We start from the raw sequence: 21,931 nt of genomic DNA, 5'->3' as shown, positions 1-21,931 counted from the left end.
ACCGGTGTGGGCAGGGCCCCTCCAGGAGACAACCGTGCCGAAGTCGCAGCTCCGCAAGAAGAAGATCTACACGCCGCCTACCGACGTGCTGCCCTCGGCGACCGCCGCGGACAAGAAGCCGAGCCCGATCTGGCTGCCGGTCACCGCGGTCGCTCTGATCGTCGTGGGCATCGCCTGGCTGGTGGTGTACTACCTGTCCGAGACGGCGTACCCGGTGGCGGGTTGGGGGTATTGGAACCTCGCTGTCGGCTTCGGCGCGATGGTCGGCGCGCTCGGTCTGCTCTCCAAGTGGCGCTGAGCTAACGCAGCGCTCCACGATAGCTCGCGATCCGGGGTCGCGGCCTGTTCGCGCGTACGCGCACGGGCTGTGACCCCCCGATGCTGTCCGGAGCCGTCCGACCCCCGGTGACCTGCCGCTGCCCTAGGGTGATGGACAGCCTGTGCGAACCCTCACATTACTGAACGGTAACTAGGGCGTAGTCTGCCGGTGGGGTTTATACACAGGGCTGTTCCGACGCAGGGAGGCGTGGGTATGGGCGGCGTACAGATCGTCAGCACGGTCATCGCGGTCGCCGTGACGGCAGTCGCGGTATGGCTGGTCGTGCGGGCGGTGCGGCAGATCCTCGCCGTGATCAGGCTGGGCCAGGCCGATCCCACCCGCTCCGGTCAGCGGGCCGCCCGGTGGAAGAACATGCTCACCGAGACCTTCGGCCACACGAGGATGCTCAAGTGGTCCGTCGTCGGCGCGGCGCACTGGCTGGTGATGATCGGCTTCATCGTGCTGTCGACCCTGGTGGCCGGCGCCTACTTCGAGGTCGTCAACCCCGCGTGGGAGCTGCCGATCGTCGGCGGCTGGGACGTGTTCGCGTTCGTGACCGAGTGGATCGGCATCCTCGGCATCCCGGCGATCGTCACGCTGATCGTGATCCGGCTGCGCCAGCTGCCGTCGAGCACCTCGCGCTCGCGCTTCGCCGGGTCGACGATGTGGCAGGCGTTCTTCGTCGAGTACGTCATCCTGGCCGTGCTGGTCCTCGGTTTCCTGATCCGCGGGTTCAAGGTGTCGGCCGGCCTGTTCCACCACCCGGCCTGGGCCACGCCGCTCTCGCACGCCCTCGGCGCGATCCTGCCCGCCTCGCTGACCGCGATCACGATCACCGCCCTGGTGAAGATCGTCGTGTCGATGGGCTGGGCGATCACCATCGGCCTGAACCCCACCATGGGCGTGGCCTGGCACCGCTTCCTGGCCTTCTTCAACATCTACTTCAAGCGCAACGCCGACGGCGCTCCCGCGCTCGGCGCGCTCAAGCCGATGACCTCCAACGGTGCCCCGATCGACCTCGAAGAGGCCGACCCGGAGAAGGACACCTTCGGCGTCTCCCAGGTCGAGCACTTCGGCTGGAAGGGCCTGCTGGACTTTTCCACCTGCACCGAGTGCGGCCGCTGCCAGTCGCAGTGCCCCGCCTGGAACACCGGCAAGCCGCTGTCGCCGAAGCTGATCGTGCTGTCGCTGCGCGACCACGCGTACGCCAAGGCCCCCTACCTGCTGGCCGGTGGCGGCAAGGACCTGTCCGGCGAGGAGAAGGGCACCGCCGAGCAGCTGGCCGGCGTCAACGTGCTCGCCCTGGCCGAAGCCGAGCGCCCGCTCATCGGCGGTGCGTCCGAGCTGGGCATCATCGACCCGGACGCGCTCTGGTCCTGCACCATGTGCGGTGCCTGCGTGGAGCAGTGCCCGGTAGACATCGAGCACGTCGACCACATCGTCGACATGCGCCGCTACCAGGTGATGATCGAGTCGAGCTTCCCGTCGGAGGCCGGCGCGATGCTGCGCAACCTGGAGAACAAGGGCAACCCGTGGGGCGCGCCGCCCAACACCCGCGAGGACTGGACCAAGGGCCTGGACTTCCCGGTGCCGCGGGTCGGCGAGACCGAGAGCTTCGAGTACCTGTTCTGGGTCGGCTGCGCGGGGGCGTTCGAGGACAAGGCGAAGAAGACCACCCGCGCCGTCGCGACGCTGCTCAACGAGGCCGGGGTCGACTTCGCGATCCTCGGCAACAACGAGACCTGCACCGGTGACCCGGCCCGCCGGATCGGCAACGAGTTCGTCTACCAGATGCTCGCCCAGCAGAACGTCGAGACGATCAAGGAGTCCGGCGCGCTGAAGATCGTCGCGACCTGCCCGCACTGCTTCAACACCCTCGGCAACGAGTACAAGGAGCTGGGGCTGGAGGTCGAGGTGGTGCACCACACCGAGCTGCTGGCCCACCTGGTCAAGACCGGCAAGCTCACCCCGGTCGCACCCGTCGACGGCGGCCTGACCTACCACGACCCGTGCTTCCTGGGCCGTCACAACCGCGTGTTCACCCCGCCGCGCGAGGTGCTCGGCGCGGCCATCGGCGCGGGCACCACCACGTCCGCCGGGGGCGGCACCGGCATCCTGGAGATGGGCCGCCGCGAGGAGCGCTCGTTCTGCTGCGGCGCCGGTGGCGCGCGTATGTGGATGGAGGAGCGCATCGGCAAGCGGATCAACGTCGAGCGCACCGAGGAGGCCCTGGCCACCGGCGCGAAGACGATCGCCGTCGGCTGCCCCTTCTGCTCCACGATGATCACCGACGGCGTCCGCTCCAAGGGCGAGGAAGACGTCGAGGTCATCGACGTAGCCACCGTCCTCCTCCGCTCCGTCAAACCCACCCCCTGACCCCCAGACCCCCACCCATCCGCCCACCGCGCGGCCCGCCCGCCGCGCGACGCGCGACGCGCGCCACCCGGGCCGCGACTCTTAAAGACTCGCGCCCTCGGCCACGTGCTGAGGGCGCGACTCTTTAAGAGTTGTGGCGGGGGCTTGGGCCGCGAGGGCGGTTGCGGCAGGTGGGTGGGGGTGGGCGTGCCCGCGAAGGCGGGTGGGGTGACGGGTTCTGGCAGAATCGGGCGCTGAGGTGATCTCGTCATCGACGCGTTGTCGGCAATCCTGCCCATTCTGTTCTTCGTGCTGCTCACGGTCGGCACAGCCTTCTTCGTGGCCGCCGAGTTCGCGCTGGTCACGGTCGACCGGGCGGAGATCGACACCCGGGCCGACCGGGGCGAGCGCCCGGCGCGTACGGTGCGCCGCGCACTGCGGGAGCTGTCGTTCCAGCTCTCCGGAGCGCAGCTCGGCATCACGCTGACCGCGCTGCTCACCGGTTACCTGGCCGAGCCCGCGCTGCGGCCGCTCGTCGAGCCGCTGGGCGTGTCCGCGGGGCTGAGCCACGTGATCTCGCTGGGCATCGCGACCCTGTTCTCGATGCTGTTCGGCGAGCTGGTGCCCAAGAACGCGGCACTGTCCCGGCCGATGCCGGTGGCGCTGCGTACGGCCGGGCCGATGCGGGTCTTCTCCCGCACGTTCAAGCCGATGATCTTCATTCTCAACGGCACCGCCAACTGGCTGGTCCGCCGGATGGGCATCGAGCCCCAGGAGGAGCTGGCCAGCGCCCGCTCTCCCGAGGAGCTGGGCCTGCTGGCCGCGATCTCGGCGCAGGCCGGGGCGCTGCCCACCGACACCGCCCTGCTGCTGCAGCGCACGGTGCGCTTCAGCGACAAGCACGCGGCCGAGGCGATGACCCCGCGCATCGACGTGGTGGGCCTGGCCGGGTCGGCCACCGTCGCGGAGCTGTTCGAGGCCGCGCGGGAGACCGGGCACAGCCGCTTTCCGGTGTACGAGCAGACGCTGGACACCGTCACCGGCGTCGTGTCGGTCACCGACGCGCTCGCCGTGCCGCCCGCTCGCCGCTCGCTGACCACGGTCGCCGCCGTGGCCCGCGAACCGGTGCTGGTGCCGGGCTCGCTCGACCTGGACAAGGTGGTCGCCGCGCTGCGGGCGGGCCGCTCCGACTTCGCCATCGTCGTCGACGAGTACGGCGGCACCGACGGTGTGGTCACCATCGAGGACCTGGTCGAGGAGCTGGTCGGGGAGATCGCCGACGAGCACGACACCGCCGAGGAGGAGGAGTCGGGATCGATCGAGGTGACCGTTCCCGGCGGCGTGCGGACCTGGCTGGTCGACGGCATGCTGCGCGAGGACGAGCTGGACGAGCAGACCGGGTTCCGGCTGCCCGAGGGGCCGTACGAGACGCTGGGCGGATACCTGATGGCGGAGCTGGGCCGGATCCCGGTGGTGGGCGACGCCCTGGTCGCCAACGACTGGGAGTTCACCGTGGTGGAGATGGACCGGCACCGGGTGGAGCAGGTTCGCCTGGTCCGGCTGGCGGGCGACGACGATGAGTGACCTGCTGATCACGGCGGCACTGCTGCTGGGCAACGCGTTCTTCGTCGGCGCGGAGTTCGCGCTGATCGCCTCCCGGCGTACCGTCATCGAACCGAAGGCGCAGACCTCGCGCCCGGCTGCCTGGGCGCTGTCGGCGATGAACCAGATCCCCCTGATGATCGCGGGCGCGCAGCTGGGCATCACGCTGTGCTCGCTGGCGCTGGGCGCGATCGCGGAACCGGCGCTGGCCCACTTCATCGAGCCCGCGTTCCACGCGCTCGGCCTGCCCGAGAACATGCAGCACCCGATCGCCTTCGTGCTGGCGCTGCTCATCGTGGTCTTCCTGCACACCGTGATCGGCGAGATGGTGCCGAAGAACATCACGCTGGCCGGGCCGGAGGCCAGCGTGCTCTGGCTGGGCCCGCCGATGCTGGCGTTCTGCATCGCCACCAAGCCGCTGCTGGTGGCCATGAAGTGGGCCTCACGCAAGGTGCTGCGGCTGTGGCGGGTCGAGGCCGCCGACGCGGTCAAGACGGTCTTCACCGCCGAGGAACTGGCCGGTCTGGTGCAGCAGGCGCACACCGAGGGTCTGCTCGACCCGGAGCAGCACGCGCGGATCGCGGGCGCGCTGGCACTGCACCAGCGCACCGCCGCCGACGCGCTGCGGCCGTGGTCGTCGGTCACCATCGTCACCGACGACACCTCCCCGGCCGCCCTGGAGGTGCTGGCCACCCGCACCGGGCGGTCGCGGTTCCCGGTGGTGGCCCGCGGCACCCGGCGGGTGCTGGGCTTCGTGCACATCAAGGACGTGATCGGGCTGGAGGGCGCGAGCCGCCGGGAGCCGATCCCGGCCGCGCTGGTCCGGCCGCTGGCGATCGTGCCGCCGGACCGGTCGCTGGCCGAGCTGCTGCTGTCGATGCGCCGCGAGCGGCGGCACATCGTGCTGGTGAGCGAGGGCCAGCTGCCGGTCGGCGTGGTCACCCTCGACGATGTGCTCAACGCCATCATGGCGTCCGCGGTATGACGGCAGCCTGACCCTGCGTGACCGTGGCGCTCGCCACGCAGGTCAGCCCTGCCGTCGCGGGTGCCGCAGCCGCCCCGCTCGTGGGGCACGCTGAGTGACATCAGTGCAGCTCAGCGAAGTTGTCCCGCTCTTGGCTTGAAACCAGCTCACCTTCTTTCCTAGGGTTGGTGACCGTCTGGTGCGTACGCCGGGTCGTGACCCCTCGCGACCCCCGCACCGGACACCGCAGCCGGTTCACCCCTGCTTCACCGGCCGCGGTCGGCGGAAAAGGAGCTCCGGTGACCCCCCTCCGTACCGCGACACGCTCGCTCACCCGAGCGCTGGTGCTGGCCGCGGCCATGTTCGTCGGTCTCGTGCCGGCGCTGCCCGCGCACGCCGAGCCGTCGATCACCGAGATCGAGGCCGAGATCGCCAAGACGTGGGAGAAGCTCGAGCCGCTGGTCGAGGACTACAACAAGGTCCACAGCGACCTGGTGAAGCTGCAGAAGAAGTCCGCCACGCTGGAGGCGAAGCTCCAGCCGCTGCGGGTGACCGTCGAGGTGACCCGGACCCGCGTCGGCGTCATCGCCGCCGAGTACTACAAGGGTGGCCGTAGCACCGAGGTCAACGCGCTGCTGAGCAGTGGTTCTCCCCAGCAGTTCGCGGACCAGCTGATGATCCTGCAGCAGATCGCGCACGGCAAGCAGGAGCAGATCTCGGCCACCTCCGAGGCGAAGGCCAAGTACGACGGCGAGAAGGCCACGCTCGACAAGGCCATCGCGGACCAGAAGGCCAAGGACGCCGACCTGGCCGCGAAGAAGAAGGTCATCGAGGGCCAGATGAGCGGCCTGCAGAAGCTGCGCACGCAGGCGTACGGCTCCGGCGGCTCCGGTGGCGCGCTGAAGATCGGCGCGGCCTGCCCGGCGCAGATGGGCTCCGGCAAGGGCCAGACCGCCGCCTCGTGGGCCTGCAAGCAGATCAGCAAGCCGTACGTGTGGGGCGCCGCCGGTCCCAGCACCTTCGACTGCTCCGGCCTGACCCAGTGGGCGTACGGCAAGGCGGGCGTCAGCCTGACCCACTACACGAAGGACCAGTGGGGCGAGACGAAGAAGGTGACCAGCCCGATCGTCGGCGACCTGGTCTTCTTCTACGGCGACCTGCACCACGTGGGCATGTACGTCGGCACGGTCGGCGGCCGGCGGGTGATGGTGCACGCGCCGCACACCGGTGACGTGGTCCGGATGCAGTACATCGACGTGATGCCGGTGGCCGGTTACCGCCGCGCCTACTGACGGACGCATGAAGAAGGGCTCCCCGCGATCGCGGGGAGCCCTTCTGCCTTATCTGCTCAGAACGTGACGGCCGGCTTCAGCACCACGTCCGAGCGCAGCACGTATCCGATGCGCTGGCCGAACTGGATCTGCACGTACTGCTGCGCGCCCCGGATGACCGTCCAGTCGCCGGGACCCGAGCCGTCGAACGTGGCGGCACGGTAGTACTCGCCGTCGAGCACCGGCCCGGCCGCATACCGCTGACCGGCCGTGATCGTGTACTGGGCCAGCGGGCTGACCGCCTGCACCGGCACCCCGGCCGGGTAGGCCGCGGCCTCCGGGAAGGCCCGCCCGAACACCGGGATGCTCGCCAGGCCCGGCTTCGGCTCCACCACGAACCCGACGTTCCACAGCGGACCCGCGTCGGCGTTGCGGAACCAGGCCTTCTGGCCGAGGTACCAGATCGCGGTCCACTCACCGGCCCGCTCGGCGACCGCGTACGTCTGGCCCGCCGAGGCCCGCGCGCAGTGGTCGCTGACCAGCATCGTGCTCGCCTTCGTACCGCACCGGCCCGGGTCGCGCACCAGCGGCGCGGTCAGGTCGGGAGCGGTCCGCAGGATCACCGAGGAGCTGGAGCGCAGCGGGCACGGGTTGCTCGCCGCGCCGGTGCAGCCGGTGAACGCGGGCTTGTTGGTGGCGAAGTCCGGGTTCAGGGTGACCAGCCCGGCGTGGCCCGCCAGCGGCGCCGGCAGCCCCCGGAACGGGGCCTTGAGCAGGTCGAAGTAGTGCGACCAGTCCCAGTACGGGCCCGGGTCCCAGTGCATCCCGGCGACGGTGGAGGTGATGGTGCCGGGAACGTTGTCGTGGCCGATGATGTGCTTGCGGTCCAGCGGGATGCCCAGCCGCAGCGCCAGGTGCCGCACCAGCTTCGCCGAGGTGCGGTAGAGCGCCTCGGTGTACCAGGCTCCGTTCGCCGCGAAGCCCTCGTGCTCCAGGCCGATCGACTTGGCGTTGACGTACCAGTTGCCCGCGTGCCAGCCGACGTCCTTCACCTTGACGTGCTGGGCGATGTGCCCGTCGACCGAGCGCAGCGAGTAGTGCCAGCTCACGTACGTCGGGTCGGCGACCAGTTTCAGGGTGGTGGCCCAGCTCGCCTCGGTGTCGTGGATGACGATGTACTCGATGCGCTGCTGCTGGGGGCGGTTGCCCTTGTCGTGGTTGCCGTAGTCGCCGTCGCCGAACGCCTCGTACGGGGCGGGCAGCGACTCGCACGAGATGTCGATCGGGCACTCGATGCCGTCGGGCCGGGCGAGCTTGCGCAGGCCGAGCCGGATCAGCCAGTCCTTGATCGGGGTCACCGAACGGCCGGGCAGGCTCAGCGCGTGGCCCTCGTCGGTGGTGCGGGCGACGCCGTCGCGCAGGGTGGCGTACACCTCGTCGGCGAACGCCGCCGCGGCCTGCTCGCTGTCCGCGCCCGAGTAGCGGGCGACAGCGCCGTACCAGGCGGCCGGGTCGGTGTCCGCGCCCTTCGGCGCGCCGAGCGCGTCCTGGTACGAGGCCAGCAGCGCCGCTCCGCCCCGGATGTTGGCGACCGGGTCGGTGCGCAGCGTCTCGGCCGACAGGCCGGTCAGCTCCGCCGCGGCGGGCAGGGTGTGCAGCGAGGCCTCGGCCGGGGCCGGGGCGTCGACGGGGTGCCCGGTGGCCTTGGGGCGGCTGTCGTCGCCACGGGCGTCCTCGGCGGGCGCGGGGTCACCCGTGGTCTCCGGCTCGGCGGCCGGGGCCAGGGCGGCCACGTAGGCCGCGTCGGTGAGGTGCATCGGGCCGTAGCCGCCCGAGGTGCTGGGCGCGCCCGCGTTGGCGTCCCAGCGCGACTCCAGATAGGAGACGCCTAGCAACACCTCCGCGGGTACGCCGTACTCCTGGGCGGCCGCCAGGTAGTCGTCCTGCCGGGTGGGTGGTGACTCGGCCTGGGCGGCCACCGGCGTGATGCCGGCGCCGAGCCCCAGACCCACCGCGGTGAGCAGCGCCAGCCGGCGCAGGGGGATTCGGGGTGACACGTACGGCTCCCTTCGACTGTCCGATGCGGTCACCCTGCCCTCGGCCGTACGGTTAGTCAATAGTTGCCGGTGCGCGTCGTATACATGAAAGTATTCTCCACAACCCAGGTGGGCCGTTCCGGCAGGTGCGACGGCTGTTCACCGGGTGTTCGGGGCGGGCGCGGCTCTGGTAAATATGAGCGAATGCGATTCAAGCGGTGGCCCGCGATCATTGCCGGACTGGTGCTGCTGGCCGTGGTCGGCACGGTGCTGGTGGTGTGGCTGGCGAGCGGCGAGCCCGAGACGCCCACCGCGACCCCCTCGCCGTCCGCCCCGGCGGTCCCGAGCCCGAGCGCGGCTGCTCCCAGCCCGTCCGCCCAGGTCACCGGCGACGGCGTGGTCTTCGACTTCACGAACGGCCTGGAGCAGGCCCGCGTCGTCGGCTCGACCATCGGTGCGCTCACCGTGCGCGAGGAGAGCCAGGTGGGCGGCGACATCTCGCTGGTGCCGCGCGACGGCGACTTCGCGGTGCGCTTCCCCGCGCCGTGCCCCGGCAAGGACGACAAGCAGTGCCCTCGCGCGATCCTCGACGCCGGGGCCGACCCGGCGCTCAACCCCGGCCTGCGCGCCTTCCGCTGGGGCGCGGCCGTGCTGATGGCGCCCGAGGAGACGAGCAAGGGCGCCAACGTGCTGCAGAAGGGCTACTCGCAGGTCGGGACGCAGTTCAAGTTGCAGGTCGACGGGGCCAAGGGCATCCCCTCCTGCGTCGTGGCCGGGCCGCAGGGCGGCAAGAACGTCATCCACGTCGCGCAGGCCACCCAGGGTGTCGCGGACGGGCGCTGGCACACCGTCGAGTGCGCCCGTGACGGGGCCGTGCTGCGCATCTCCGTCGACGGCGTGCAGCAGGGCGAGGCCACCCTCCCGGCCGACCTGAGCATCGAGAACGACGCCCCGCTGCGTATCGGCGGCAAGGGTGTCGCCACCAACAACGACCAGTTCCACGGCACGCTCGACGATCTGTTCGTCGCGATCGGATAGAACGTCCCTGATGACACGCGACAGCCTCGGCGGAATTGCGTTCTTGTAACGGTGTTGCCTAACGTGAATCCCCGTGTGTAGCCATAATCGGCCCCACGACGCGGGGCTCCCCAGCGCACCACGCCTACGCCGCGGCGTCCTGACGGTCGCGGTCGTCCTCCTCGCCCTGCTCGCACCGGCGGCGCAGGCCCACGCCGCCCCGACCCCGGCCGAGATCGAGAAGCAGATCGACGAGCAGTGGGTCAAGCTCGAGCCGGTCATCGAAGAGCACAACGCGACCAAGCTCAAGCTGGCCAAGCAGCGCAAGAAGGCCGATGAGCTGACCGCGCAGCTCACGCCGCTGGAGCAGAAGGTGCAGGTCACCAGGGCCCGCATCGGCGTGCTCGCCGACCAGCTCTACCGGGGCGGCACCGTGGCTCAGGTCAACGCGTTCCTGCAGAGCGGCGACGCGGGCGTGATGGCCAAGCGGCTGCTCGTGCTCGACCAGCTCGCGCATGACAAGAAGGAGCGCATCGCCGACACTCTGACCGCGAAGGCGGCGCTGGACGCGGTGAAGCAGCCACTGGACGCGACGATCGCCGAGCTGGCCAAGACCGAGGCTTTGCAGGCGGAGCGGTCCAAGGGCATCCAGGCGGAGATCACGAAGCTGAACAAGCTGCGCCTGCAGGCGTACGCCAGCAACGGCGGCATCGGCGAGCTGCGCCCGGTGCCCTGCCCGACGACGTACCCCGGCGGCGCGGTCGGCAAGGTCATCTCGTTCGCGTGCAGCCAGATCGGCAAGATGTACGGCTGGGGCGACGAGGGCCCGAACACGTTCGACTGCTCCGGCCTGACCAAGGCCGCCTGGCTGAAGGCCGGGATCACGCTGCCCCACAACGCCAGGGCACAGCGCGCCGCCGTCAAGTCCGTCAGCCGCGCCGACCTCCGACCCGGCGACCTCGTCTTCTACTACAGCGACCTGCACCACGTCGGCATGTACGCCGGCAACGGCTGGATCGTCCACGCCTCCCAAACCGGCAAACCCATCACCATGCGCCGCATGGACGCAGCCCCCGTCCACAGCTTCGGCCGCCCCGCCTAACCCACCCCCCGAGGCCCGACCCAGCCCGCCCCGGCCCGCCCCGGCCCTCACCCCTCGCGCAACTCTTAAAAAGTCGCGGCCTCAGACACCCTCTGAGGCCGCGACTTTTTAAGAGTTGCGGCAGAAGACGGCGGCCGGAGGCCGGAGGCCGTGGGGCGGTGGGGCGGGGGTGGTCAGGGGGTGGGGCGGAGCATGGGGGGGTGGAGGAGGTGGGTGGGGCCGCGGCGGAAGAGTTGGGCGGGGCGGCCGCGGTCGGCGGCGACGCTGCGGCCCACGGGCTCGACGAAGCCGGGCGTACTGGTCACCTTGCGGTGGAAGTTGCGCGGGTCGAGCCGGGCGTCCCAGACGGTCTCGTAGACCTCGCGTAGTTCGGTGATGGTGAACTCGGGCGGGCAGAACGCGGTCGCCAGCGGGGAGTACTCCAGCTTGGCGCGGGCCCGCTCGACACCGTCGGCCAGGATGCGCGCGTGGTCGAAGGCCAGTTCCCCGACGGGTAGCGCCACCCAGGCCGCGCCCTCGGCGTCGCTGCCCGCGACCGGGGCGGGCAGGTGCGGCAGCAGTGCCAGGTATGCCACGGTCACCACCCGCCCCCGCGGGTCCCGTCCGGGGGCCCCGTAGCTGGCCAGCTGCTCCAGGTGGCCGACCGGTGCGGTCAGCCCGGTCTCCTCCCGCAGCTCGCGTACGGCGGCCGCGTCGAGGTCCTCGTCGGCCAGCACGAAGCCGCCGGGCAACGCCCACGCGCCCCGATGGGGTTCGATGCCCCGGCGCACCAGCAGGACCCGCAACTCGTTGTCCTGCACCGTCAGCACGACCAGATCGGCTGTGACGGAAGCTGTGCCCATAGGGCTGGGAAAGTCGGCCATCTGATTTATCACCACCTTGACGAGAATGTATCACGGCGCTTATCGTCAGCGTGACGAAAAAGGGACCGGGGAATTCTCCGAAGGAGAGCGATCACGATGGCCGACGTTTCCAGGCGCTTCTTCATGCGCCACCTGCGCAGCACGCCGACGAACTGGGTGCGCCACAGCGTGCGCGGCCGCGCCAAGCGGGAAGGCATCGGCCTGGCCTTCTGGTACCGCCCGCTGACCGCCGTGCTCAGCGAGGTGCCGGTCGACGACCGCGAACTGCCGCTGCTGTTCCATGCCCGCACCAGCGACTTCACCGACGTCACGGTGCAGGCCACGGTGACGTACCGGGTGGCCGACCCGGCCGTGGCGGTCGGCCGTCTCGACTTCTCCATCGATCCGTACACCGGCAAGGCGCGCGCCCGGCCGCTGGACCAGATCGCGACGCTGCTGGCCGAGCTGGCCCAGCAGCCCGCGCTGGACCTGCTGACCCGGCTGCCGCTCGCCGAGGCGTTGACCGAGGTCGCCGGGGTCCGCGAGGCCGTGTCGGCCGCGCTGGGCAACGAGCCGCGACTGTCCGACCTGGGCGTACAGGTGGTCAGCGCCCGCGTCGTCGCGATCCGGCCCGAGCCCGAGCTGGAGCGCGCGCTGCAGACCCCGACCAGGGAAGCGGTGCAGGTCGAGGCCGACCGGGCCACCTTCGCCCGCCGCGCGCAGGCCGTCGAGCAGGAGCGCGGCATCGCCGAGAACGAGCTCCAGAACAAGATCGAGCTGGCCCGGCGCGAGCAGCAGCTCGTCGAGCAGAACGGCGCGAACACCCGGCGCAAGGCCGAACTCGTCGCCGCCGCGCAGCTCGTCGAGGCACAGGGCCGGGCCGAGCGCGAGAAGCTGCTCAACGCCGCCGAGGCGGAGAAGGAGCAGTTGCTGGCCGAGGCCAAGGCCGCCGGCGTACGCGCGCTGGGTGTCGCCGAGGGCGAGGCCGAGGCGGCCAAACTCGCGGCCTACCGGGACCTGCCGCCCGCGGTGCTGCAGGGCCTTGCACTGCGCGAGCTGGCCGGACAGCTGCCGGAGATCGGCCAGCTCACCGTCACGCCCGATGTCGTCACCAACCTGCTCTCGCGCTTCGGTGCGGCCTCGTCGGACCGCTGAACGGGGCAGGAGACACCATGAACGCGCGGAACGGATCCCCCGGCCGTCAGGCGGAGCCAGGGAGCGAGCGCATCCCGTCCACTGGCGCTCAGGCCGGCGGCAGGCGCGGCGAGGAGCAGGCATGAGCGCGACGCTCGCCCCACGGGTCGTCGTGGTGTCCCGGCGCAGCGAGCTCGACGAGCTGCTGGGCCGGCACGGCACCCGTGCCGCCGCGGCGTACTTCCTGAAGGAGCGGGGCAGGGAGATCGCCGAGGTGGAGACGCGGCACGCCGCGCAGGAGGCGGCGCTGGCCACGGTCAGCGCCGCCGTGCCCGCGGACTGGCGGCGCGGGCACGTACACCGTGACGACCTGTCGCGTTTCCTGTTCGCGGCCGAGGACATCGTGGTCACCGTCGGGCAGGACGGCCTGGTGGCGAACGTCGCCAAGTATCTGGCCGGGCAGCCGGTGCTGGGCGTCAACCCCGAGCCCGACCGCAATCCGGGGGTGTTGGCCCGGTTCGCCGCCCGCGAGGTGGGCAAGCTGCTGCCCGCGGTGCTCGCCGGGCGCGCCGCCACCCAGTCGCGCGCCATGGCGGTGGCCACTCTCGACGACGGTCAGCAGCTCGCGGGCCTCAACGAGATCTACGTCGGCCACCAGACCCACCAGTCGTCCCGCTACGTCATCGCCACCGCGCAGGGCGAGCAGGAACGGCACTCCTCGTCGGGTGTGCTGGTAGGCACGGGCACCGGGGCCACCGGCTGGTGCGGTTCGGTCGCGCTGATGCGTGACCTCGCCGCCACGCTGCCGGGCCCTGACGCCTCCGAGCTGTGCTGGTTCGTTCGGGAGGCCTGGCCGTCGCCCGCCACCGGCGCCCGGCTGACGGCAGGCCGTCTCGGGCCCGGCCAGCGCCTCACCCTGACCAGCGAGAGCGAGCGCCTGGTCGCCTTCGCCGACGGTGTCGAAGCCGACCATCTCGTGATGGCCTGGGGCCAGCGCATCACCATCGCCACCGGCACCCGCCACCTCACCCTCGTCACGCCGTGACGAAGGAAGGGCACCTTCCACAACGCGGAGCGTCAAGAAGGTGCCCTTCCTTCGCTTGAGCGGTGAGGCGACTCACAAAACTGTACGACCGGTCGGTCTTTTTTATAGGGTGACGCCATGACCGGAACTGACGGCCGCCTGGCCCGTGGCGAGCGCACCCGCACCGCGGTGCTCGACGCCGCCGTGGCGCTGGCCAGCGAGGCCGGGCTCGACGGCCTGTCCCTCGGGCAGCTCGCCGACCGGCTGCACGTCAGCAAGTCAGGTCTTTTCGCGCACTGGTCCTCCAAGGAGGAACTGCAGCTCGCCGCGATCGAGCACGCCCGCGAGCAGTGGGCCGCCCGGATCGTGCACCCGGCCCTCGACCGGCCCCGTGGCGTACGCCGCCTGTTCGCGCTGCACGAGAACCGCCTGGCCTTCTACAGCGAACGGATCCTTCCCGGCGGCTGCTTCTTCGCCAACGCGGAGTTCGAGTCCACCGGCCGCACCGGCGCGGTGCCCGACCGCCTGGCGGTGGTCCTCGCCGAGTGGATCACCCTGCTGGAGCGCCTGGTCACCGAGGCCGTCGAACTCGGCGAGCTGCCACCCGACACGGTGCCCCGGCGGCTCGCCTTCGAGGTCGACGCGGCCGGAGTCGCCGCGCTGCTGCACTCGCGCCTGCTGGCGCGCAGCCTCGACGACGCCCGTCAGGCCGTGCTCGCCCGCCTGCGCGGGCTCGCCACCGACCCCGACCTGCTGCCGTACGAATGAAGGGCCCCAGATGACCACCGCCACGCTCGACCCCACCACCGGCACCATCCGCCGCGCCGTCGTCCACATCGACGACCTGGACATCGTCGGCCTCATGCACAACGCCCGCTATGCCCTGATCCTGGAGCGGGCGATGGCGGAGTTCTGGGCCGAGCACGGCTACAGCTTCCAGAACGGGGTCCCCAGCAGCCCCGACATGATCGCCGCGGTCCGCGAGTTCACCATCACCTACCACGCTCCCGTCCGGGGCACCGGCCCGATCCTGGTCCAGTTCTGGCTCGACGGCATGGGCGAGACCAGCGCCGTGTACGGCTTCCGCTTCCTGTCCGAGGACGGCACGACGGTCTTCGCCGACGGCCGCCGCGTCATGGTGAAGATGGACCGCTCCGGCCGCCCCACGCCGTGGACCGAGCAGGGCCGCGAGATCGCGGGCAGCCTCTCGCGCTGAGCCCGATTCGGGTTCGGTCGGCGAGGTGGGGCGTCTCCTGCCATCATTGCCGCGTGCGACTCCCCTCCGCCGTTCTGCTGCTGTGCGCCGTGACCGCCGTCCTGCTGGCCGGATGCGGTCCCGCCGAGCAGGAACCGGCGTTCGTGGCCGCGCCGTCCCCCAGCGCCGTCGCGTCGCCCACCCCGTCGGCCGTCCCCGCGCCGTCGCCGATCACGAAGCCGCTGCGGCCCGGCCAGACCAAGGCCGGGCTGCTGCCGCCGGTCGTCAACCACGGACCACGCACCGGCAACCTGGTCGCGCTGACCTTCGACGCCGACATGACCGACCGCATGCTGGCGCAGCTCAGGAACGGCAGCATCACCTCGTACGCCAATGTCAAGATCATTGAAATGCTGGAGCGCGAGCAGGTCCCGGCGACGTTCTTCCTGACCGGCAAGTGGGTGCAGCGCTACCCCGAGCTGACCGAACGCCTCGCCGCCAACCCGCGCTTCGAGCTCGCCAACCACACGTTCGGCCACCAGGGCTTCACCAGCGGCTGCTACAACCTGCCGCGCATCGCCCCCGCCGCGATGACCGAGGACGTCGCGAAGACCTTCACAATCATCGAGGCGTACGGCGGACGCCAGACCCGCTACTTCCGCTTCCCCGGCCTGTGTCACGACCGGGCGGCGCTGCGTGCCATGGCTCCACTGGGCCTGACCGTCGTCGACGGCGACGTCGTCAGCGGCGACCCGTTCGCCACCGGCTGGCGCCCGATCGTCAACGCCGTACTCAAGAAGGTCAAACCCGGCTCGATCGTCATCCTGCACGTCACCGAGGCCAACGCCCGCTTCACCGACGAGGCCCTGCCGCACATCCTGCGCGGGCTGGCCGAGCGCGACCTCGCACCGGCGACCCTGTCCGAGGTCCTCGCGGGCTGAACAGCACCGCCCCCACGGTCGCGCGCCATCGGCGTAGCCTGCCGCGCATGGGGGCGTCGAGGTGGCTGCGGCGGAGTGCGGGTGTCCTGGTCGGACTGTGTCCCGCGGCGGTGATGCTGCTGCTGGGGCGTTCACAGTTCGGCGGCTGCGCCCAGGCGTGGTATCTCAGCGCCGCGTTCCTCGGCGTCGTGCCGTGGTTCATCGTCTTCCTGGGCAGCCTGTCCACGATCGTCGAGACCGACTCGATAAAGTCGCGCGACTTCGCCGTCGGTGCGATCGTCGGCGTGCTCTCGCTGGGGGCGGCGTTCGTCACGGGCTTCGCGACCGACACCGCCCCGCCCGGCGTGCACACCACCGCGTACTGCCACGACGGCTCCCGCCCAGCAGGAAAGTGACCCGTGTCCGCGATAGCAAGCTTCCACGTCCTCGACCGCTCGGACATCGCCCGGCTGGTGGCCGCCGCACAGCTCGCCGCCGCACGCGACGCCCGGTCGGACCGTACGTACGAGGACGTCGCCGGTGGCGGCCACGAGCTGCCCGGCGACACCCTGCGGCTGGTCGGCCGCCGGGTCGCCGACGACTACGGCTGGTCCGGCTACTGCATGGTCCACCTGCTGACCTACCTCAAGGAGCGAGGGGCTGACCTGTTCGCGTCCGAACACCGCGCGGAGTTCGACATCATCAACTCCTCGTTCAGCCTCACGCTGCCGATCACACCGGCACACCGGGTGCTCCTGCCGCGACTGGATCCCGCCGTTCATGGTGACGACGAGCTGCTGCGGCACTTCGCGTCGATGGACTACGGGTTCGAAGAGGCTGCCACTGCCGCTCGCGACGGCCTGCGGATCCTGCGGGACCAGCTGACCGCGCTCGCCGACCACGAGATCCTCGTGCTGCACGTGGGCTGACCGCATGACGGGCAAGCCGGCGGAGAATAGAGAAGCCTGGTGGGGACTCGCGTCCTACCAGGCTTTTCTCCGTGGAGCGGGTGAAGGGAATCGAACCCTCACTGTCAGCTTGGGAAGCTGATGTTCTGCCATTGAACTACACCCGCGAGCGGCCACCACTGTACCTGACGTCACGCCCCGCGTGCACGTAGGTGACGGCGGCAGTTCGCCGCGTTCTCCACTACGCCGCCACGAGCTGGAGGAAAGGCTTGCGGGGTCGGCTGTCGTGGGTCGGCCCGTTCCTGTCCGCCGACGTGTCGCGCCAGGTGGTCGGGTAGGCGCCCGCCTCGTGCCGGTGCAGCAGCGCGGACTCGACGGTGAGCTCGTACAGCCGCCAGTCGACGGTCGGCGCGGCCCGGTGCAGGCGGACCAGGCGCTCGACGGTGGCGATGCTGGTGACGGGGTGGGCGCGGCCGCTGACGTACGCCTCGACGTCGCTGTCCTCGGCGGGGAAGGCGTGCAGGGCGTAGCGCCCGTCGCGTTCGAGGTCTCGGCGCTTCGGTGAGTCGATCACGAAGCAGTAGAGGCCCTCGTCGGTGACGATGGGGGAGACGGGGTGCACCCGCGGCCCGCCGTCGGCCCGTACGGTCGCCAGGTAGCCCATGCCCGGCCCGTACTGGTGCAGCAGGGCGCGGATCGACGAGGCCAGCCACGGCGTGGCGGCGGCGAATGCGGTCCAGGTTGCCATGCGGTGGACTTTATCGAACACATGTTCTAGTGCGCCATCGAGACACGCGGTGCGTCCCCTATCGGGTGATCGTCGGCCGAAGAAGCCCTCGTGGACTGCGGCGACGGAGCAAAATTCGCCCGTTCGGCCCGGTATGAGCGGCGAAATCGCGGCCGTGGAGGGGCGGAAGGTAGGCTCCGCTGCGTGTTGCTATCCGACCGGGACCTCGTGGCCGAGATCAAGTCCGGCCACCTGGAGTTGGAGCCGTTCGAGCCGAGCCTGGTGCAGCCGTCGAGCATCGACGTCCGGCTGGACCGCCTGTTCCGGGTGTTCAACAACCACCTGTACACGCACATCGACCCGGCCGAGCAGCAGGACGACCTGACGACCATGGTCGAGGTGCAGGACGGGCAGCCGTTCGTGCTGCACCCGGGAGAGTTCGTGCTCGCCTCGACGCTGGAGGTCGTCACGCTGGGCAACCAGCTGGCGGCGCGGCTGGAGGGCAAGTCGAGCCTGGGCCGGCTGGGGCTGCTGACGCATTCGACGGCGGGCTTCATCGACCCGGGCTTCTCCGGGCACGTGACGCTGGAACTGTCCAATGTGGCGACGCTGCCGATCCGGCTGTGGCCGGGGATGAAGATCGGCCAGCTCTGCGTGCTGCGGCTGTCGTCGGAGGCCGAGCACCCGTACGGGTCGAGCGTGAACGGCTCGCGCTATCAGGGCCAGCGCGGCCCGACGGCGTCGCGGTCGTACCTCAACTGGCGGACGTGGCCGACGGCCTGACCTCGGCCGTCGCGCGCGGATCGGGCGCACGCTGCTCGTTTCCGACAACCAGCCAAACAGTTTCTGAAAAAACGTGAAAGAGCGTCTCACCCGACCGTACAGAATGCGCTCCGCCGACGAGACAATCTGAGCGGTGTAGCGAAGTTGATCAGGCATGCTGGTTGCCGTACGCATACCACTTGCCCTGTCGGGCGGCCGCCCGCTAAGCCCTGGATTCCGCGCCGGACTCGGCGCGGCCTTTGTGCTGCTCTTCTTGATCAGCTCGGTGGAGCTGGCCGACGGCCGTGAAGCCCGCTTCGTCGGCCTCATGGCGACGGTGCCGTTCCTCGCCGCGGTGTTCGCTCCGTGGCAGGCCGTGCTGGTCGCCGGGGTGGTCGCGACGGCGGTGGGCACCGTGTTCGCCTTCTTCGGCATGAGCGCCGACGACCTGTCGGCGTTCATCAACGTCGTCGGCATCGGTCTGGCGACCGGCATCGCGGCGCTGGTGGCGGTGGTCCGCCAGCGGCAGGCCGAACGGATCGCCGAGCTGGCCAAGCTGGCCACCATCGCCCAGCAGGCCGTGCTGCGCCCGCTGGGGCCGAAGGTGGGCGCGCTGGCGGTGGCGGGCCGCTACATCTCCGCGACCGCGGCGGCCGACATCGGCGGTGACCTGTACGAGGCGCTGGACACCCCGTACGGCGTACGCATGATCATCGGGGATGTGCGGGGCAAGGGCCTGGACGCGGTGCGTACGGCGAGCATCGTGCTGGGCTCGTACCGCCATGTCGCCTTCGAACGGGCCGACCTGCGCGCGATCGTCGCCGACCTGGACCGGGCCGTGGCCCGCAGCGTCGGTGACGAGGACTTCGTGACGGCGTGCCTGGTCGAGGAGCGTGGCGGCACGCTGACCATCGTGAACTGCGGCCACCCCGCGCCGATCCTGATCCGGCGCGGTGAGGTCATCACCCTCGATCCGCCTTCGCCCGCCCCGCCGCTGGGGTTCATGCCGGTGGTGCGCAGCCGGGTGGAGCGGCTGGAGCCGGGCGACCGGCTGCTGCTGCTGACCGACGGCCTGGCCGAGGCGCGGCGCGACGGCGAGTTCTTCCCGATCACCGAGCGGGCCTGGAAGCTGCTCGGCCACGGCACCGTGGGCGACGGCCTGGCCTCGGTCGAGTCGGCGCTGATGGAGTGGGTGCACAACCGGCTGGACGACGACATCGCGCTGATCCTGATGGAGTACGCGGGTCCGTCGCAGCCCACCCTGGCCTCGGTGCCGAGCTGGGAACTCGGCGCGGCGAACTAGGCGACCGAGGTGGACCGGCCGCGCCGGACCGCGAGATTCAGCACCGGCAGTGCGCTCGGCGCCCGGTGGCGGCCGATGTAGCGGACCGGGAAGCGCGGCTCGAACATGAGCTTGCGCAGATTCTCGATCATCTTTCTTCCTCCCCTGTGGCGGGCGGGGCGAGGGTGCCCGCGCGTCACCCGGAAGAACGACGCCGCTGCCGAATGGTTGCGCTCCGGCGGCGTGGTCGCTTGCGCATGTCCGGTATGGGGAGTATGTCCGTTCGGCTGGCGAGGGAAGATCGCCGTTTGCGGTCAAGATCTGCGGCCACACCCCACCTTTTGACCACAAACAGTGATCTTCATCCGCGGAGCGAGTCGACGGGCGCGCTAAGCGGGTAGGCGCGGGTGTGGGGGATTTCACCTGGTGTGGGTGGGGAGATGTCGGGAGTTTGCTTGCCGATGGTTACTCGTGAGTAATAGAGTCGTACTTACTGGTCGGTAACTGAATGCGCTGAGGGCGGGAAGAATGAGCCACTACCAGAGCAACTTGCGTGATCTTGAGTTCAACCTGTTCGAGGTCTTCGACACGCCCTTCGGCGAGGGCCACTTCGCCGACATCGACGCGGACACCGCGCGCAGCGTGCTGCACGAGATCGACCGCATGGCGCGCGTCGACCTGGCCGCGAGCTACGCCGACGCCGACCGCAACCCGCCGGTGTACGACCCGGCGAACTACACCGTCGCCATGCCGGAGAGCTTCAAGCAGTCCTTCAAGACCTGGATGGACTCCGAGTTCTGGCGCCTGGACCTGCCGCCCGCCCTCGGCGGCAGCTCCGCCCCGCGCACCCTGACCTGGGCGTTCGCCGAGCTGGTGCTCGGCTCGAACGCGCCGGTCTGGATGTTCGGCTCGGGCCCGTCGTTCGCGCACGTGCTGTTCCTCGAAGGCACCGACGAGCAGAAGAAGTGGGCGGAGCTGTTCGTCGACCGCAAGTGGGGCTCGACGATGGTGCTCACCGAGCCCGACGCGGGCTCCGACGTCGGCGCGGGCCGCACCAAGGCGGTCAAGCAGGACGACGGCTCCTGGCACATCGAGGGTGTGAAGCGCTTCATCACCTCGGCCGAGCACGACATGTCGGACAACATCATTCACTACGTGCTGGCCCGCCCCGAGGGTGGCGCTCCGGGCACCAAGGGTCTGTCGCTGTTCGTCGTGCCGAAGTTCCACTTCGACGCCGAGAGCGGCGAGCTGGGCGAGCGCAACGGCGTCTTCGTGACCAACGTCGAGCACAAGATGGGCATCAAGGTCTCCACGACCTGCGAGACCACCTTCGGCGGGCACGGCGTTCCGGCCAAGGGCTGGCTCGTCGGCGAGGTGCACGAGGGCATCCGCCAGATGTTCCTGATCATCGAGAACGCCCGCATGATGGTCGGCACCAAGGCCATCGCGACGCTGTCGACCGGTTACCTGAACGCCCTGGCGTACGCCAAGGAGCGGGTGCAGGGCGCCGACCTGCTGAAGATGACCGACAAGACCGCACCGCGGGTCGCCATCACCCAGCACCCGGACGTACGCCGCTCGCTGCTGCTGCAGAAGTCGTACGCCGAGGGCCTGCGGGCGCTGGTCGCGTACACGGCGTACTGGCAGGACCGGGTCGCCATGGCCAAGGCCGCCGGTGACGAGAAGGCCGCCAAGCGGGCCGAGAAGATCAACGACTTCCTGCTGCCGCTGGTCAAGGGCTGCGGCTCCGAGCGCGCGTCCGAGCTGCTCAGCTCCGAGTCGCTGCAGACCTTCGGCGGCTCGGGCTTCCTGCAGGACTACCCGCTGGAGCAGTACGTCCGCGACGCGAAGATCGATTCGCTGTACGAGGGCACCACCGCGATCCAGAGCCTCGACCTGGTGTTCCGCAAGATCGTACGGGACAACGGCCGGGCCCTGATGTCGGTCGCCGGGGAGATCCAGGAGTTCCTGACCAACGAGGCCGGCAACGGCCAGCTGAAGGAGGAGCGGGCCTCGCTCGCCGCCGCGCTCGGCGACGTACAGGCCATGCTCGGCACCTTCACCGGCTGGCTGGCCGAGTCGCAGGGCGACGACCCGCGCGCGCTGTACAAGGTCGGCCTGCACTCCCGCCGCCTGCTGCTGGCCATCGGCGACCTGGTCGTCGGCTGGCTGCTGCTGCGCCGCGCCGAGGTGGCGCTGCGCAAGCTGTCCGGCGAGCCGGGCAGCGACGAGGCCTTCTACAACGGTGTCGTGGCCACCGCGCGTTTCTTCTCGCGCGAGGTGCTGCCGCGCCTGGGCTCCGACCGGCGCATCGTCGAGCTGGCCACGCTCGACCCGATGGACCTGGACGAGGCCTCCTTCTGACCCCACGGGGTGCGGCTCCGGCCACACCTCGCGCCCATCCCACGAATAGGTGAACGGCGTCCCCTCGGCTGAGGGGGCGCCGTTCCCGTCCCAGCGCTGGGCGCGGG

At 70.5% G+C, this 21,931-nt stretch carries 21 protein-coding genes and 1 tRNA gene; 17 read left to right on the top strand and 5 right to left on the bottom strand.

Translation table 11 applies throughout. The features are described from left to right. The first annotated feature begins 34 nt into the window (after positions 1-34). The 5 genes from HAV40_RS15200 to HAV40_RS15180 all read left to right on the top strand — a co-directional run bounded on the left by HAV40_RS15200 (position 35) and on the right by HAV40_RS15180 (position 6,532). The gene (locus tag HAV40_RS15200) at positions 35-298 is read left to right on the top strand and encodes a cell division protein CrgA (RefSeq protein WP_166381622.1); all 264 of its coding nucleotides are present in this window, start codon (positions 35-37) and stop codon (positions 296-298) included. 234 nt (positions 299-532) lie between these two features. Continuing rightward, on the top strand, positions 533-2,695 hold the full coding sequence (locus tag HAV40_RS15195; protein WP_166381621.1) for a (Fe-S)-binding protein: 2,163 nt from the start codon (positions 533-535) through the stop codon (positions 2,693-2,695). 270 nt (positions 2,696-2,965) lie between these two features. Then, a complete protein-coding gene (locus HAV40_RS15190) occupies positions 2,966-4,258 on the top strand; it encodes a hemolysin family protein (protein ID WP_166381989.1) in 1,293 nt (430 codons plus the stop codon). Next, positions 4,251-5,261, top strand: coding sequence for a hemolysin family protein (locus tag HAV40_RS15185; protein WP_166381620.1), 1,011 nt, complete (start codon positions 4,251-4,253; stop codon positions 5,259-5,261). Before HAV40_RS15190 ends, HAV40_RS15185 begins: the two co-directional genes overlap by 8 nt. A gap of 278 nt (positions 5,262-5,539) precedes the next feature. After that, a complete protein-coding gene (locus HAV40_RS15180; protein ID WP_166381619.1) occupies positions 5,540-6,532 on the top strand; it encodes a C40 family peptidase in 993 nt (330 codons plus the stop codon). Between the two features lie 56 nt (positions 6,533-6,588). Here HAV40_RS15180 and HAV40_RS15175 read toward each other — a convergent pair whose 3' ends face one another. Further along, entirely contained in the window at positions 6,589-8,568 is a 1,980-nt protein-coding gene (locus tag HAV40_RS15175; RefSeq protein WP_166381618.1) for an N-acetylmuramoyl-L-alanine amidase, read from the bottom strand. 183 nt (positions 8,569-8,751) lie between these two features. Here HAV40_RS15175 and HAV40_RS15170 point away from each other — a divergent pair, with 183 nt between their 5' ends. Together HAV40_RS15170 and HAV40_RS15165 are read left to right on the top strand one after the other, a co-directional pair. Continuing rightward, positions 8,752-9,585 carry a LamG-like jellyroll fold domain-containing protein gene (locus HAV40_RS15170; RefSeq protein WP_166381617.1) on the top strand — a complete coding sequence of 278 codons (834 nt, stop codon included), beginning with the start codon at positions 8,752-8,754 and terminating at the stop codon, positions 9,583-9,585. 73 nt (positions 9,586-9,658) lie between these two features. Next, positions 9,659-10,666: a C40 family peptidase gene (locus tag HAV40_RS15165; RefSeq protein ID WP_239086115.1), complete on the top strand. Its 1,008-nt coding sequence runs from the start codon at positions 9,659-9,661 to the stop codon at positions 10,664-10,666. A 173-nt stretch (positions 10,667-10,839) separates the two neighbouring features. Here HAV40_RS15165 and HAV40_RS15160 read toward each other — a convergent pair whose 3' ends face one another. Then, positions 10,840-11,508 carry an NUDIX hydrolase gene (locus tag HAV40_RS15160; RefSeq protein WP_166381616.1) on the bottom strand — a complete coding sequence of 223 codons (669 nt, stop codon included), beginning with the start codon at positions 11,506-11,508 and terminating at the stop codon, positions 10,840-10,842. A 117-nt stretch (positions 11,509-11,625) separates the two neighbouring features. Here HAV40_RS15160 and HAV40_RS15155 point away from each other — a divergent pair, with 117 nt between their 5' ends. From HAV40_RS15155 to HAV40_RS15125, 7 genes are all read left to right on the top strand, one after another. Further along, positions 11,626-12,663, top strand: coding sequence for an SPFH domain-containing protein (locus HAV40_RS15155; protein ID WP_166381615.1), 1,038 nt, complete (start codon positions 11,626-11,628; stop codon positions 12,661-12,663). Between the two features lie 121 nt (positions 12,664-12,784). After that, complete coding sequence (locus tag HAV40_RS15150) at positions 12,785-13,687, top strand: diacylglycerol kinase catalytic domain-containing protein (protein ID WP_166381614.1); 903 nt, start codon at positions 12,785-12,787, stop codon at positions 13,685-13,687. Between the two features lie 117 nt (positions 13,688-13,804). Beyond that, positions 13,805-14,434, top strand: coding sequence for a TetR/AcrR family transcriptional regulator (locus HAV40_RS15145; protein WP_166381613.1), 630 nt, complete (start codon positions 13,805-13,807; stop codon positions 14,432-14,434). Positions 14,435-14,444: 10 nt separating this feature from the next. After that, positions 14,445-14,882 carry an acyl-CoA thioesterase gene (locus HAV40_RS15140; protein WP_166381612.1) on the top strand — a complete coding sequence of 146 codons (438 nt, stop codon included), beginning with the start codon at positions 14,445-14,447 and terminating at the stop codon, positions 14,880-14,882. A 53-nt stretch (positions 14,883-14,935) separates the two neighbouring features. Further along, positions 14,936-15,802, top strand: coding sequence for a polysaccharide deacetylase family protein (locus HAV40_RS15135; protein WP_166381611.1), 867 nt, complete (start codon positions 14,936-14,938; stop codon positions 15,800-15,802). Between the two features lie 47 nt (positions 15,803-15,849). Continuing rightward, on the top strand, positions 15,850-16,197 hold the full coding sequence (locus tag HAV40_RS15130) for a hypothetical protein (RefSeq protein ID WP_166381610.1): 348 nt from the start codon (positions 15,850-15,852) through the stop codon (positions 16,195-16,197). 3 nt (positions 16,198-16,200) lie between these two features. Further along, complete coding sequence (locus tag HAV40_RS15125; RefSeq protein ID WP_166381609.1) at positions 16,201-16,710, top strand: hypothetical protein; 510 nt, start codon at positions 16,201-16,203, stop codon at positions 16,708-16,710. A gap of 72 nt (positions 16,711-16,782) precedes the next feature. Here the strand turns inward: HAV40_RS15125 and HAV40_RS15120 are convergent. Together HAV40_RS15120 and HAV40_RS15115 are read right to left on the bottom strand one after the other, a co-directional pair. Further along, a tRNA-Gly gene (locus HAV40_RS15120) sits at positions 16,783-16,856 on the bottom strand. Positions 16,857-16,930: 74 nt separating this feature from the next. Further along, on the bottom strand, positions 16,931-17,437 hold the full coding sequence (locus HAV40_RS15115; RefSeq protein ID WP_239086116.1) for a pyridoxamine 5'-phosphate oxidase family protein: 507 nt from the start codon (positions 17,435-17,437) through the stop codon (positions 16,931-16,933). 183 nt (positions 17,438-17,620) lie between these two features. Between HAV40_RS15115 and dcd the strand changes: the two genes are divergently transcribed. Together dcd and HAV40_RS15105 are read left to right on the top strand one after the other, a co-directional pair. Then, positions 17,621-18,199, top strand: a complete 579-nt coding sequence (gene dcd / locus HAV40_RS15110; protein ID WP_166381608.1) for a dCTP deaminase — start codon at positions 17,621-17,623, stop codon at positions 18,197-18,199. A 154-nt stretch (positions 18,200-18,353) separates the two neighbouring features. Further along, positions 18,354-19,481 (top strand): PP2C family protein-serine/threonine phosphatase, encoded by a 1,128-nt coding sequence (locus tag HAV40_RS15105; protein ID WP_166381607.1) that lies wholly within the window; start codon positions 18,354-18,356, stop codon positions 19,479-19,481. Here the strand turns inward: HAV40_RS15105 and HAV40_RS38885 are convergent. Beyond that, positions 19,478-19,612, bottom strand: coding sequence for a hypothetical protein (locus tag HAV40_RS38885; protein ID WP_275413465.1), 135 nt, complete (start codon positions 19,610-19,612; stop codon positions 19,478-19,480). The genes HAV40_RS15105 and HAV40_RS38885 overlap by 4 nt on opposite strands. A gap of 376 nt (positions 19,613-19,988) precedes the next feature. Between HAV40_RS38885 and HAV40_RS15100 the strand changes: the two genes are divergently transcribed. Next, positions 19,989-21,824, top strand: a complete 1,836-nt coding sequence (locus tag HAV40_RS15100) for an acyl-CoA dehydrogenase (RefSeq protein ID WP_166381606.1) — start codon at positions 19,989-19,991, stop codon at positions 21,822-21,824. The last annotated feature ends 107 nt before the right edge of the window (positions 21,825-21,931 follow it).

It is taken from the genome of Catellatospora methionotrophica (genome assembly GCF_011297335.1).
In the GTDB taxonomy this organism is placed as follows: Bacteria; Actinomycetota; Actinomycetes; order Mycobacteriales; family Micromonosporaceae; genus Catellatospora; species Catellatospora methionotrophica.
This window is presented reverse-complemented; position numbering and strand designations above follow the sequence as displayed.

Coding starts and splice junctions, on each gene's coding strand:
- HAV40_RS15195 (WP_166381621.1), top strand. CDS start 533: ATGGGCGGCGTACAGATCGTCAGCACGGTCATCGCGGTCGCCGTGACG.
- HAV40_RS15185 (WP_166381620.1), top strand. CDS start 4,251: ATGAGTGACCTGCTGATCACGGCGGCACTGCTGCTGGGCAACGCGTTC.
- HAV40_RS15170 (WP_166381617.1), top strand. CDS start 8,752: ATGCGATTCAAGCGGTGGCCCGCGATCATTGCCGGACTGGTGCTGCTG.
- HAV40_RS15160 (WP_166381616.1), bottom strand. CDS start 11,508: ATGGGCACAGCTTCCGTCACAGCCGATCTGGTCGTGCTGACGGTGCAG.
- HAV40_RS15155 (WP_166381615.1), top strand. CDS start 11,626: ATGGCCGACGTTTCCAGGCGCTTCTTCATGCGCCACCTGCGCAGCACG.
- HAV40_RS15150 (WP_166381614.1), top strand. CDS start 12,785: ATGAGCGCGACGCTCGCCCCACGGGTCGTCGTGGTGTCCCGGCGCAGC.
- HAV40_RS15145 (WP_166381613.1), top strand. CDS start 13,805: ATGACCGGAACTGACGGCCGCCTGGCCCGTGGCGAGCGCACCCGCACC.
- HAV40_RS15140 (WP_166381612.1), top strand. CDS start 14,445: ATGACCACCGCCACGCTCGACCCCACCACCGGCACCATCCGCCGCGCC.
- HAV40_RS15130 (WP_166381610.1), top strand. CDS start 15,850: ATGGGGGCGTCGAGGTGGCTGCGGCGGAGTGCGGGTGTCCTGGTCGGA.
- HAV40_RS15115 (WP_239086116.1), bottom strand. CDS start 17,437: ATGGCAACCTGGACCGCATTCGCCGCCGCCACGCCGTGGCTGGCCTCG.
- HAV40_RS15105 (WP_166381607.1), top strand. CDS start 18,354: ATGCTGGTTGCCGTACGCATACCACTTGCCCTGTCGGGCGGCCGCCCG.
- HAV40_RS38885 (WP_275413465.1), bottom strand. CDS start 19,612: ATGATCGAGAATCTGCGCAAGCTCATGTTCGAGCCGCGCTTCCCGGTC.
- HAV40_RS15100 (WP_166381606.1), top strand. CDS start 19,989: ATGAGCCACTACCAGAGCAACTTGCGTGATCTTGAGTTCAACCTGTTC.